The 11,247-nt window shown below is 65.4% G+C and carries 13 protein-coding genes and 1 pseudogene; 4 read left to right on the top strand and 10 right to left on the bottom strand.

Annotation, left to right across the window (positions count from 1 at the left end; translation table 11 throughout):
- Positions 1-800: 800 nt before the first annotated feature.
- The 3 genes from ASF20_RS20860 to ASF20_RS20850 form a co-directional block, all read right to left on the bottom strand.
- A complete protein-coding gene (locus ASF20_RS20860) occupies positions 801-1,502 on the bottom strand; it encodes a response regulator transcription factor CtrA (protein WP_056277588.1) in 702 nt (233 codons plus the stop codon).
- Positions 1,503-1,968: 466 nt separating this feature from the next.
- On the bottom strand, positions 1,969-2,436 hold the full coding sequence (locus tag ASF20_RS20855; protein ID WP_056216256.1) for a MucR family transcriptional regulator: 468 nt from the start codon (positions 2,434-2,436) through the stop codon (positions 1,969-1,971).
- A 272-nt stretch (positions 2,437-2,708) separates the two neighbouring features.
- On the bottom strand, positions 2,709-2,978 hold the full coding sequence (locus tag ASF20_RS20850) for a hypothetical protein (protein WP_056216254.1): 270 nt from the start codon (positions 2,976-2,978) through the stop codon (positions 2,709-2,711).
- 240 nt (positions 2,979-3,218) lie between these two features.
- Between ASF20_RS20850 and ASF20_RS20845 the strand changes: the two genes are divergently transcribed.
- Positions 3,219-3,473, top strand: a complete 255-nt coding sequence (locus tag ASF20_RS20845) for a hypothetical protein (RefSeq protein WP_056277584.1) — start codon at positions 3,219-3,221, stop codon at positions 3,471-3,473.
- A gap of 200 nt (positions 3,474-3,673) precedes the next feature.
- Here the strand turns inward: ASF20_RS20845 and ASF20_RS20840 are convergent, their stop codons facing one another.
- The 4 genes from ASF20_RS20840 to ASF20_RS20825 all read right to left on the bottom strand — a co-directional run bounded on the left by ASF20_RS20840 (position 3,674) and on the right by ASF20_RS20825 (position 5,840).
- Positions 3,674-3,916: a hypothetical protein gene (locus ASF20_RS20840; protein ID WP_056216251.1), complete on the bottom strand. Its 243-nt coding sequence runs from the start codon at positions 3,914-3,916 to the stop codon at positions 3,674-3,676.
- A gap of 75 nt (positions 3,917-3,991) precedes the next feature.
- On the bottom strand, positions 3,992-4,894 hold the full coding sequence (locus tag ASF20_RS20835; RefSeq protein ID WP_056277579.1) for a PHB depolymerase family esterase: 903 nt from the start codon (positions 4,892-4,894) through the stop codon (positions 3,992-3,994).
- Between the two features lie 46 nt (positions 4,895-4,940).
- Positions 4,941-5,291 (bottom strand): hypothetical protein, encoded by a 351-nt coding sequence (locus ASF20_RS20830; RefSeq protein ID WP_056216247.1) that lies wholly within the window; start codon positions 5,289-5,291, stop codon positions 4,941-4,943.
- A 363-nt stretch (positions 5,292-5,654) separates the two neighbouring features.
- Complete coding sequence (locus ASF20_RS20825; RefSeq protein WP_056216245.1) at positions 5,655-5,840, bottom strand: hypothetical protein; 186 nt, start codon at positions 5,838-5,840, stop codon at positions 5,655-5,657.
- A gap of 563 nt (positions 5,841-6,403) precedes the next feature.
- On the opposite strand from ASF20_RS20825, the gene ASF20_RS20820 reads away from it, so the two are divergent.
- A complete protein-coding gene (locus ASF20_RS20820) occupies positions 6,404-7,582 on the top strand; it encodes a zinc-dependent alcohol dehydrogenase (RefSeq protein WP_056216243.1) in 1,179 nt (392 codons plus the stop codon).
- Between the two features lie 78 nt (positions 7,583-7,660).
- Entirely contained in the window at positions 7,661-8,131 is a 471-nt protein-coding gene (locus ASF20_RS20815; protein ID WP_056277575.1) for a hypothetical protein, read from the top strand.
- Positions 8,132-8,618: 487 nt separating this feature from the next.
- Here the strand turns inward: ASF20_RS20815 and ASF20_RS20810 are convergent, their stop codons facing one another.
- The 3 genes and pseudogenes from ASF20_RS20810 to ASF20_RS25145 form a co-directional block, all read right to left on the bottom strand.
- Positions 8,619-8,894 carry a hypothetical protein gene (locus tag ASF20_RS20810; RefSeq protein ID WP_156389779.1) on the bottom strand — a complete coding sequence of 92 codons (276 nt, stop codon included), beginning with the start codon at positions 8,892-8,894 and terminating at the stop codon, positions 8,619-8,621.
- A gap of 522 nt (positions 8,895-9,416) precedes the next feature.
- Positions 9,417-9,683, bottom strand: a complete 267-nt coding sequence (locus ASF20_RS20805; protein WP_056277569.1) for a hypothetical protein — start codon at positions 9,681-9,683, stop codon at positions 9,417-9,419.
- Positions 9,684-9,842: 159 nt separating this feature from the next.
- Positions 9,843-10,025, bottom strand: a pseudogene (locus ASF20_RS25145) (hypothetical protein); the annotation flags it as partial.
- A gap of 369 nt (positions 10,026-10,394) precedes the next feature.
- Between ASF20_RS25145 and ASF20_RS20800 the strand changes: the two are divergent.
- Positions 10,395-11,177, top strand: coding sequence for a Crp/Fnr family transcriptional regulator (locus ASF20_RS20800; RefSeq protein ID WP_056277567.1), 783 nt, complete (start codon positions 10,395-10,397; stop codon positions 11,175-11,177).
- The last annotated feature ends 70 nt before the right edge of the window (positions 11,178-11,247 follow it).

Here is an 11,247-nt window from a genome sequence, read left to right as displayed (position 1 = left end):
GCGACACCGAGTTCGCCGTCGTCCGCGCCGGCCTGAACTACAAGTTCGGCTCCTACTAGGATCGACGGGACTTTTCGGTTCGGCCTGAGCGTCCCCAGCCCCGATCATCTGGCCGCTTTCGTCGTCACGCGCCTCGAGGAGAGATCCTCGGGGCGCTTTCGTTTGGCTGCATCGCGAGCCTTGGCACGTGGACGAAGTGCCGGACGTGTCGACTCCCTGCCGACGGATCACCGTGACCGCGGCGCGGCCCAGCGCGTCGTCCGGAAGCTGAGCGCCGAGCCGCCGCTGCTCGCCCCTGACCGGAGCGGCCCGGATGGCATGAGCCCCCATCCGCCCGCCACCGTCGCCACCAAGCGCGGCGGCCTCTTGGCCGGTGCCCCACCGCCTGTGGGATCGCACACCTGCAGCCGGGGATCGAAAACGAACAGGTCCGGGTCGCGGCGACCAAGCTGCGCGTCGGCGGCTTTCCGCTCTTCCGCACGGCCAGGCGGACCATCGCGGGCTTCGAGCCCGGGTGCGGCTGCGCAAGAGTTCCGGGTGTGCGAGAGTTCCGGGTGTGCGAGAGTTCCGGCTGTGCAAGAGCTTCGGCTGGGCAAGAGCCTCGGTCTCGTCGGCGCCCCGTCGCGCGCCGGACCCGCCGTTCGCCGTCTGCGATCTCCCCCATGAAGTGCGGCACGCCCCTTCGCGGTCCTGACGCCCCTTCGTGGTCCTGGAGAACGCCCCGGACGGGTTCTGTCGGCCGAAGGAAACGGCGCGCCGGGTTGGACATGGATCGACCGGCCGGTGCGCAGCGGGGTCCGTCAACCGGCCAAGGCGCGCATCTCCGAGACACCATCGTGGAGCACGTAACCACGGCCCCAGACGGTCTCGATGTAGTTCTTGCCCGACGAGGCGTTCGCCAGCTTCTTGCGCAGCTTGCAGATGAAGACGTCGATGATCTTCAGCTCGGGCTCGTCCATGCCGCCGTAGAGATGGTTGAGGAACATCTCCTTGGTCAGCGTCGTGCCCTTCCGCAGGGCCAGCAGCTCCAGGATCTGGTACTCCTTGCCCGTGAGCTTCACGTAGCTGCCCGCGATCGCCACCGTCTTCTCGTCGAGGTTCACGATAAGGTCGCCGGTGGTGATCACCGACTGAGCGTGGCCCTTCGAGCGGCGCACGATCGCCTGGATGCGGGCGACGAGCTCGTCCTTGTGGAAGGGCTTGGTCAGGTAGTCGTCGGCGCCGAAGCCGAGGCCCTTCACCTTGTCCTCGATGCCGGCCATGCCGGAGAGGATCAGGATCGGCGTCTTGATCTTCGCGGCCCGCAGCGTGCGCAGCACCTCGTAGCCCGAGATGTCCGGCAGGGTCAGATCCAGCAAGATGATGTCGTAGTCGTAGAGCTTGCCGAGATCGATCCCCTCCTCACCCAAATCCGTGGTGTAGGTGTTGAAGCTCTCGGACTTGAGCATCAACTCGATGCTCTGCGCGACAGAGGCGTCGTCCTCAATCAGCAGCACACGCATGGGCCAGGATCCTCCAAAGGTTGAGGCATCCTGAACGCGCATCGGCAACAAACCGTTAAGGTTGCACCGCCGCTCCACAAAACACCGGCCTTGAAGCCCCGATCATCCGGATCGTGGTTCATGACGCAGCCCCGCCGCCCGATCTGTTCACGGGCTGGCGGGGAGGATCGTCCATCTCACGGGCGAGCCGGTACGCAACGTGGCTCGCCGTCAGGATGCCGGCCTTCGGTTACCCGAAGGCTCACGGCCAATCCTCGTCCCGCGTGTCGATGTGGGACCGCCACATCGGGGATGCGCGTCCGTCCCGCGCGGCGGGTGCCGTGGCGGCCGAACCCTGCGCCGTTCCCTGAGCGTAGAACGTCGCAGAGCGTCTGATTCCGCCGTCGCCGGCCCGTCTCGGCTGTCGCCGACCGTCGTGAAGCGACCGGCGACCGCGCTGGCGGGCCGCCTTGCAGGCGATTCAGGGCTACGCGGCCTTGCCACGCCCCTTGGCCGTTGGCTGTGGCGCCTCGCTGCGATCGCCGACCCGGCCGAGGCCGATCGACTTTGCCAGGGCTGAACGCTGGGCGGCATAGTCCGGCGCGACCATCGGGTAGTCCGCCGGCAGGCCGTAGCGCTGACGGTAGCTGTGCGGATCGAGGCCATGGCCGGTCAGGTGACGCTTGAGCGTCTTGTACGTCTTGCCGTCGAGGAAGCTGACGATACCGGCCGGCGTCACCGATTTGCGGATCTGTGCGGGCGTCGCCTTCTCGGGGGCCTCCTCCGGAACGGGCTCGGCCACCCCGGTGGTGAGCCGCGCGAGCGCCGCATGGACACTCCGAATCAGCCCCGCCAGCTCGGATGTCGGAAGCGAATTGTTCGCGACATAGGCGGAGACGATGTCACCGGCGAGGTCGACAAGATCGGAGTTCTGGTTGTCTGCGCTGTCCGTCATGCTACCATCTGGTTGTAATAAGCTCAGATAAAGGCATGATAGATCTAGGACTGATATTCAAGAGGGATGTGGTCTGCTTGCCCCGTTCGTACACACGCTATGACCTATAGCCTTTCCGAACGCGCTCAAGCTGTGCCATTAGGATCAAGGTACGAAAGGCCTTGGATCAAATATCCGAGACGCGATTCTGCGATGGTCGCGATCGGCCGATCCTTGAAACAAAAACGGCGGGGCTTTCGCCTCGCCGCTGGTCGCATCACAGAGGTGGAGGCTCAGCGAGCCGGTCCGCCCGAGGTCTGACCGTACTGCTGGACGGGGAAGCTCGGCTGGTTGGCGTTGCCCTCCTGGGCCGAGTCGTGGCCACGCACGGTGCGGATCGATCCGGTCGTGATCGCGTCGTAGCTGCGGCCCTCGAGTCCACCGGGCGCCGTCACGGTGGGGATGCCGGCGGGAGCGGTGTAACTCTGGGCCAGGGCGGGCGAAGCCATCGCGCCGACGCTCAGGACGACAGCAGCAACGGCAGAAGCAAGACGCATGTTCATGGCACAATCCACTTGGGTTTGCGCGGTCTCCGTCAAATGGCGGCGGGCCGTGACTTGTTCGGTGACCTTGATTTAGGCCTGCCTCGTCTGGAATGTCGTGCCGTTTGGCACTCGGGTATCGGACCCACCCCTCGGCCTCGGGAGTATGCCGTCATGATCCGCCCACGAACGACCGTACCGTCCTCCGCCGCACCGCACAGTCCGGCGGCGCCGCCTGCGCCCCCATGGCAGGAGGCCATCGTGCCGATCGCGAAGGCCTTGCTGGATCTCGTCGCAGCGGTCGAGAGCGGCCCGACGGCCGGACCCGCGGTGAAGGCCTTCCAGGCCGCGATCCGGCGGAAGGGCGAGGACGCCTCGGCAGCCGGCGGCCCCGAAGCCATGGAGGCCGCGCTGCGCTGCGTCGCCGATGCCGCTCGGGACCGTGCCGCGCGACGCGAGCACATCATCGACGAGGCCTGGGCGGGCTTGACCGGCTGGCGGCCCGACGGTCGCTAGCGCGGAGGCCCGCAGTCGCCGTCGGAAAATCGCCACGGGCGGTCGTCCGGGTCGCCTCCACGGCGGACATAGCCTGCTCCGTCGCCGTACGGACGTCCCTCGTCGAACCGGCGAGATCCGCATGCCGGGACGCTCGGCGCCGACTCCCTCGTGGGCCGGAAAGGCCACCGGCACCGGCCGGCGTCATCCGACGTGAACCATCAGAACGACTGAAGCCCGGCGGAGGGGTCGCGGGTTCTCTCGATCGCGGCCTGGATGAGATCCCGGAGCAGGTCGGGCGCGAGCTCCGGATCGTCCTGCGGGATGTCGGCCGCTTCCGAGGCCGACGTCAGACGCTTCAGGACGAGCCCGACGCGTTCTTCGACATGCCCGTTGAAGAAGGGGTCGCTCCGGACGTGCTCGCTGATCCAGTCGCGAACGAAATTCGATGGGTTCTCAGCCATGATATGCCTTTGCTGGGCCGAGGGCGGCCCATGAGAGATCGAGGCCGGGCTCGGCGGAGCGCGCACGGCCTCCGCTCAGACCGTCGACATTGCGTGGGATTGGAAGAACCGGAGCATCTCACGGCTGGCATCCGGGCCGGCCGGGTCCGTGTAGGAGCCCGCAGGGTTGCCACCCGCCCAGGCGTGACCGCCTCCGTGGAGAACCCATTGTTCCGAGGTCCAGGGGCCGTCGGGCGCCGTCAGGATCGTCCGTGTGTAGGCCATGCCGCCCTCCGATCGCCCCGTGATGGTGCTGGTCTTGAACGGGACGTCCGGCCGAGCCTGCGCCATGGCCTGATCGCCGTTGACGGGCGACACGGTCCTGTCGTTGTCCCCATGGAAGACGATGGTCGGCACTTCATGCGCAAGACGGTGCAGCGCAGGCAGGGCTCCCCGGCGCATCGTCGAGAATGCGGTCGCCATCGACCCCGCTGATCCGCCTGCCAGACCGGAATGAATACCGACCGCCGCGTAAAGGTCCGGATAGGCGAGAGCCATCACGGCCGCCGCGGCACCCCCCGAAGAGAGACCCGCGACGTAGACCCGTCCGGGGTCGACGCTGAATTCGCTCATGATCTGATGGGTCAGTCCCGCCAGAATGGAGGGCTCACCCCGGTCGCGCTGCTGGTCGCCGTCCCTGAACCAGTTCCAGCTCTTGGCCATGTTGGCGGATCTGGGCTGATCCGGATAGGCGACGAGGAAGCCGTGTTCCTCGGCGAGATGGTCCATCCGTGTTCCGATGGCGAAGTCGCGCGACGTCTGCGAGCAGCCATGCAGCATCACCACGAGGGGAAGGGCCGCTTCGCCATAGCTCGATGGCACGAACAGGTCATAGGCCCGGCTGCCGGCCTCGTTGCTGAACCGCCGCTGCAGCGCCTGCGGCCAGTCGATGGCCCGCTCACGGGTCATCGTTGGGGCCGTGCCGAGATATCCGGTCATGAGAATGCTTTCGCCGGCCAGGCCGCGTGAGGTGGTTCCGGGTCGACTACGGCAGGGCGCCGATCATGCCCTTGGCCTCGCTCATGGTGTTCTCGCAGGCGCGTTGCTGGCCCTGGCGATCCTCGCCGGATGCGCGCGCGATCAGGATGCGGGCTTCAGCGATGTGAGAGGCTGTCGAGAGGGTCTCGGGATCGGTCGGTGCATCGAGACGAACGGCACTGATGCCGCGCGGCGAACCCGTGCGAAGGGTGTGACCTTCCTGGAGGCCCGTGATCTGGATGGCTCCGGCACTGTCGAGCCGACGCTCGATCGTGCCGATCTGCTCCCCGCATGAAGAAGCGAGCGCCGGAAGCGGTGCGAGGGCAACGAAGGAAGCGAGGAGGGCGATCACGCGCATCGGGAGGACCTTTCGGGGTCGGCGCAGCATCGTAGGCGTCGCTCGGCGAGCGAACCGTCGATGCCGTCCCTCACCCGTCGATGCGAGGGTAGCGCCCCATCAACGAGCCACAACAACGTATGTTGCGGCGCAACAGGAAACGCAGGTCAGATGCGCGTTTGCCCGTGTGACGTCGAGGGAACGGCCGGAATCCACCCTGAGCAGGTCCCGGCCCCCTGCCTGGCAACGAAAGACCTTTTTCGATCTTCGGCATGACGCGCACGGGACTGGCCGACGACGCGCCGTCTCCCGATCGATGTCGCGCCCTCCGAAGGGCCATCTCGCCCGTCGGTTCTGCGGCTCCTCCGGACCCGGAGGACCAAATCAGCCTTCCCTCTCGGCTTTCTCCTTGGCCAGCCGCAACGCCTTGAGGCGTACCGTTTTGTCCTCGGTGGCCTGCTGGGTCGCGTCGTAGTCAGCGCGGGCCTCGCCCCCGGCGCGCGCCTTTTCCAGGTGCTTCGCAACCTTCGTTTCGCGACGATCCCGGGCGCCGCTGTCGTCGCTCGTCATGATGCTCTGCCTTCCAGCTGGTTCTCGATCGGGACGGGGCTACCGGTGACTGAACCCCGCCGGGCACGCGACCCGGCATGCCTGGCTGCGCTTGCCCTTCGGGACGAGGCGTTCGCCGGCATCAGGGCAGATCACCGCCGCAAGATAGACCCTGAAACCACGACGGCCCCCCAGTCGCCGAACTGGAGGGCCGTGAAAATCGCGTGGCTGTGAGGCAAGGTCACGGCCTTCGACAAGGCATACCGCGCCCTCGGGTGTCAAGGGAGAACACCGAGCCTCCCGTCGGGACATCGCGCCTGGACCCGATGGCGGCCCGCAAGGGACCGAGGCGGCCGCGCGAACGCTCGCGCAGCTGGAAGAGGCGTCGCGTCAGGTCCGGCAGAGGCACGGGGTCACGCCCCTTGAGCGTCCCCGAGGCCCGGATCCTGGCCGAAACGCCCCCACGGGCCTGAAGCGGGCACATCCGGCCGGGCAATGAAGCAAACGAGATCCGGCCGGATCATTCGGGAGATTCGGAGGTTGGCTGAGTGAGACCCTTTTCAAAATCTGCGGAGAAACCCCCGATGAAAGCCCTTACATGGCAGAGCAGGGGTAAAATCTCCTGCGAGACCGTCCCCGATCCCAAGATCGAGCATGGCCGCGACGTCATCATCAAGGTGACCGCCTGCGCGATCTGCGGCTCCGACCTCCACCTCATGGGCGGCTTCATGCCCACGATGGAGTGTGGCGACGTCCTCGGCCACGAGACCATGGGCGAGGTCATCGAGGTCGGACGCGACAACCAGAAGCTCAAGGTCGGCGACCGCATCGTGGTGCCCTTCACCATCTGCTGCGGCGAGTGCCGGCAGTGCAAATGGGGCAACTGGAGCTGCTGCGAGCGCACCAACCCGAACGGCAAGCTGCAGGCGGAAACCTACGGCTATCCGCTCGCAGGCCTGTTCGGGTTCTCGCACATCACGGGGGGCTTCGCCGGTGGGCAGGCCGAGTACCTGCGGGTGCCCTACGCCGATGTCGGCCCCATCGTGGTGCCGGAGGGGCTCACCGACGAGCAGGTGCTGTTCCTCAGCGACATCTTCCCGACGGCCTACCAGGCCGCCGAGCACTGCGACATCGGTCCGGAAGACACGGTGGCGATCTGGGGCTGCGGCCCGGTCGGCGTGCTCGCGGTCAAGTGCTGCCTGATGCTGGGCGCCAAGCGCGTCATTGCCATCGACAGCGTCCCCGAGCGCCTAGCTCTCGCGCGGCAGGCCGGTGCCGAGACCATCGATCTCGCCACCGAAAACATCCAGGACACGCTCATGGAGATGACCCACGGCCTGGGTCCCGACTCGGTCATCGAGGCGGTCGGCATGGAGTCCCACGGCGCCGACACGACGCTGCAGAAGGTCTCCTCCGCCATCATGGAGCACACCGTCAGCCTGGAGCGCCCCTTCGCGCTGAACCAGGCGATCCTGGCCTGCCGTCCCGGCGGCAACGTCTCGATGCCGGGCGTCTTCGCCGGTCCGGTCGGTCCCGTCGCCCTGGGCGTCCTGATGAACAAGGGGCTGACCCTCAAGACAGGCCAGACCCACATGGTGCGCTACATGAAACCGCTGATGGAGCGCATCCAGAACGGTGACATCGATCCGTCCTTCATCATCAGCCATCGCTCCAGCAACCTGGAGGACGGCCCGGCCCTGTACGAGATGTTCCGGGACAAGAAGGACAACTGCACCAAGGTCGTGTTCAAGCCGCACGGTTGAGCAGCCATCGACGGGGCCGGAGCGCCGACGCCATGCGTGCCGGTCCCGAACCAATAAGAACAAGCGGAAGGAAACCGAATGCCGAACTCCACCTTCGATGAGCGCAACATCACGTGGCGGACGTTGGATTGGCTCCCGCACATCGCGTTTTTCGTCTACAAAGTCGACGAGGAGAACCGCATCGTCGACGTCGTGTTCAAGTTCGCGGCGAACCAGCGGGTGATGCTCCATCGGCACAAGTGCCCCTACGTCACCCTCGTGATGCAGGGCGAGCTTCGGTTCTACGGTGAGACTGGCGAGCCGAAAGAAGTTCGCCCCACCGGCAGCTTCGTCTCCGGCGCAGCGAACGGCGAACCGCACATGGAAGGCGGCGGCGATCAGGACGCCATCGTGTTTTTCAGCAACCGCAACATCGAGGACGCGCTCTACGAGTTCCTCGATGAGAGCGGAAACCCGGTCCAGGTCCTTGGTATCGCGGACTTCAAGGCTCAGCTCGAAGACCAGATTGCGACGGGAACGTTTGCGAAGGTCGCGGCCCGAGCGGCGTAGACGTCTCCCCCGTGAAGGGTCCGGCGCTGCGGTCGAGGGGCCAGCGGACAGGCTGCCCATATGGATGGCGTGGCCTGTCCTGCAGCGGGCCGAGAAATCATGCGGGCGAGCGGCTGGCCCGAGGTGTCGGCCTTGCGCGCCTTGGTGCCAACCAGGGTGCGCCTGGTGTTTGGCCGAGCGGGGCTATCGGCTGAGAACGTCGAAGCGTGGGGCCGCGGCGTTCGCGAGGCGGATCCACCGCATCCCCATCGGAGGGGCCGATCCGGGAATCTCGTAGGGCCTGCGCGCTCGGAAGGCCGGTGCGGTGACGGGCCTGTTCAGCGATGCGGCCGACCTGCTTCGGGCCGCAGGCGATGCGGCGGTGGATTCCGGCGGAGGGACCGACACGCCGCGGAGGCCTTCGCTGTGCGGATGGCACATTCCGACGGTCGGCAACGGACGGGGCAGACCTTTATGGACAAGGCCTTTATCGACCAGGCCATCATCGTCATGGCATGGGCGGGGCTGCCGCAATGGAGCCGGTGACCGCAGGCCGCCAGACACCTTTCACGAGGGGGATCGGCGCCGGCACGCCAGGAAGACACGCGCGCCGGATGCGAAGCTCGAACAGCTTCGCGGTCAGCTCGAAGAATTCCTTCTCTTCCTGCACCACATCGCAGGAAACCTCGATCGCATCCAAGATATCGCGGATAAGCTGGGAAATTTCTCCTTCACTTTTTTCAATTTGGCGATCCAAGTCCCAGGCCCGATCTGCGTTGTTCATGCTGATCTCCCATGCCTCGCCAATCGATCAACGTCGAGCCAAATCACCCCACTGTTCGCGTGAGCGTTTCACAGTTTTTGGACGGAAGGAACTGCAATTTTTGCAGATCAGCAAAGTGGGTGAACAGCGGCTGACACTGAAACATAGATCAATTTTGAGGCGCAGAGATGATCTGCCGTGGATAGTGCCTCAAGATGCAGCCGACGAGCACTTGCTCAACTCGGTGATGTATCGTTCGCGACATACACCTGACACGTAAGCGGCGCGGCTTTCGCCCCGCCACTGACCGTCCGAGATCCTGCAAGGGGCCGCTCGAGCCGACAGGCCAATCGTTAAAGAGGACCCGCTCCGGTCAAGAGTCGGCGCGGATCACCGAAGGCAGATCGGTGGGTTCGAGCCGTTACAGGCCCAGGAAGGCGTTGGCCGAGCCGACGATGGTGAAGACGAGCCCACCCGCGAAGACGGCGATCATGGCGTAGGAGAAGCCTCTCAGCAGCATGCCGGTGTCCCCCCTTCCCGCGATCAGCAGCGGTTCCCGCCCGAGGTCTGGCCGTATTGCTGGGTGGGGAAGTTCTGCTGGTTGGCGTTGCCCTCGGCGGCCGAGCTCATCGCACAACGATCGGGATTGCGCGGCGGCGCGAAGCGGCGGCCGTCCAGAGATCCGGTGGTCTCAACGTCGTAGGGCGCGAACGTGGTGTAACGAGAGGGGCTGTCGTAAGCGATCGCGGACGAAATCGAGGCAACGCCAATGACAAGGGCGGCGGCGAGGGCGGCGATACGGATCTTCATTGAGACCGACGCGCGCCTTTACAGCACGAACCAAGTCACCGGATCATTTCTATTTGTCTGAAAGAAATGTAGGGAGCCCTTGTCATTCTCGACGTGCCAGGAGACACGTGATGCGCCGGATGAAACACGGATGAGGGACATCTGGTTTCGGCTCTTGTGGTACGGACCGTGAAAAAGATTGTCTAAAGGCCTGCTTTCGAACAAGGTAGACCAGCGCCGGTGTTCGGGCCGATCGTGGTTCAGGTGGCAGGGCTGGCGGAAGTCCGCGAGGTTTCCAGGCCCTTGGTTCGCCGTGTCGTGATCGCGATGCCCGGTGGCCAAGACCCCGCGCGTGGTTCGGACGGTATCCGACGCGCATGTGGGATCGCGATCCCGGTCCGTCTCATCCACCATGAGACTGCGGTTCTATTTTCCCGACAGAAACGAGGCGTCTCGACGTTGCTCGAACCACGCCTCGCGAGGATGCCGGGAAAACGACCGCATCCGAGACACGTCAATAAATAAGACCAATGCCTGACTCGGACGGCTTGCAAACGCTCGCTGGCTGCAGACGGAACGTCAGGACCTAGCATTCCCGAAATCGACCGGCATGCTGTGCGACGATCACATTGCAATGATGTCGGGGATTGTGTTCTAAGCTACGGCGCAACCTTTCCGGTCGAGGCTGCTTAGGTCGACATACTGAGCGCGGGGCATGGCCCAGGAGGGCACATGCTCAATCCGTTCATCCAGAAGCTCGGACGCCGCTTTGCACTCTCCGAGTCTGACGAGCAGGCCCTCAGGAGCGCGAGCGCACACCTTCGTGGGGTTCACGCCCGCACCACCCTCATCTCGGAGGGGGACGTGCCGGATCACGTCCACCTCATCCAGAGTGGGTTTGCCTGCCGCTACAAGGTTCTTCCCGGCGGCGGACGGTCGATCGTCGCCTTTCTGATCCCCGGAGACTTCTGCGACCTGAACGTCTCGATCCTCGGCGCGATGGACCACTGCATCGGAACGATCAGTTCCTGCGACGTGGTGCGGATCCCTCGCTCGGTCGTGAACGATCTCACCGCACGTCACCCGGCCTTGAACCGCGCCCTGCAGTGGGCTGGCCTGGTCGACGAGGCGATCCTCCGGGAGTGGCTGGTTTGCATGGGTCGGCGTTCGGCCGACCGGCAAGTCGCGCATCTGTTCTGTGAGCTCCTGATCCGTCTGCAGACGGTCGGGCTCGCCACGGACAACAGCTACCCGTTCCCTCTCACCCAGCTCGACCTCGGTGATGCCATGGGGCTCTCGAACGTGCACATCAACCGTGTGCTGCAGGAGTTGCGGGGCCTGGGGCTGGTCATCATCAAGGAGCGGCGGGTGACCCTACCGAACGTTGCCGCCATCCAGGGCTATGCGGGCTTCAATCCGAACTACCTTCACCTGCACCCGAAGGCCCCCCCCGCACCCGGCGTTGTAGGGCGTCAGCGGCATCCTCAGGGACAAGACGTCACACCCATTTGTTAAATCTTTGGTCGGGCGCGTGGCCTATGCTGCACCGTATCGCGGCCACGTTGTCCCGGCCTTCCGCGCCTGT

This window comes from Methylobacterium sp. Leaf88 (genome assembly GCF_001422795.1).
Lineage (GTDB): Bacteria > Pseudomonadota > Alphaproteobacteria > Rhizobiales > Beijerinckiaceae > Methylobacterium.
Note: the sequence above shows the minus strand (reverse complement) of the source record. Positions and strands in the feature narration are given on the sequence as shown.

Coding starts and splice junctions, on each gene's coding strand:
- ASF20_RS20860 (WP_056277588.1), bottom strand. CDS start 1,502: ATGCGTGTGCTGCTGATTGAGGACGACGCCTCTGTCGCGCAGAGCATC.
- ASF20_RS20850 (WP_056216254.1), bottom strand. CDS start 2,978: ATGAACATGCGTCTTGCTTCTGCCGTTGCTGCTGTCGTCCTGAGCGTC.
- ASF20_RS20815 (WP_056277575.1), top strand. CDS start 7,661: ATGCCGAACTCCACCTTCGATGAGCGCAACATCACGTGGCGGACGTTG.
- ASF20_RS20835 (WP_056277579.1), bottom strand. CDS start 4,894: ATGACCGGATATCTCGGCACGGCCCCAACGATGACCCGTGAGCGGGCC.
- ASF20_RS20800 (WP_056277567.1), top strand. CDS start 10,395: ATGCTCAATCCGTTCATCCAGAAGCTCGGACGCCGCTTTGCACTCTCC.
- ASF20_RS20810 (WP_156389779.1), bottom strand. CDS start 8,894: ATGAACAACGCAGATCGGGCCTGGGACTTGGATCGCCAAATTGAAAAA.
- ASF20_RS20840 (WP_056216251.1), bottom strand. CDS start 3,916: ATGGCTGAGAACCCATCGAATTTCGTTCGCGACTGGATCAGCGAGCAC.
- ASF20_RS20820 (WP_056216243.1), top strand. CDS start 6,404: ATGAAAGCCCTTACATGGCAGAGCAGGGGTAAAATCTCCTGCGAGACC.
- ASF20_RS20805 (WP_056277569.1), bottom strand. CDS start 9,683: ATGAAGATCCGTATCGCCGCCCTCGCCGCCGCCCTTGTCATTGGCGTT.
- ASF20_RS20830 (WP_056216247.1), bottom strand. CDS start 5,291: ATGCGCGTGATCGCCCTCCTCGCTTCCTTCGTTGCCCTCGCACCGCTT.
- ASF20_RS20855 (WP_056216256.1), bottom strand. CDS start 2,436: ATGACGGACAGCGCAGACAACCAGAACTCCGATCTTGTCGACCTCGCC.
- ASF20_RS20825 (WP_056216245.1), bottom strand. CDS start 5,840: ATGACGAGCGACGACAGCGGCGCCCGGGATCGTCGCGAAACGAAGGTT.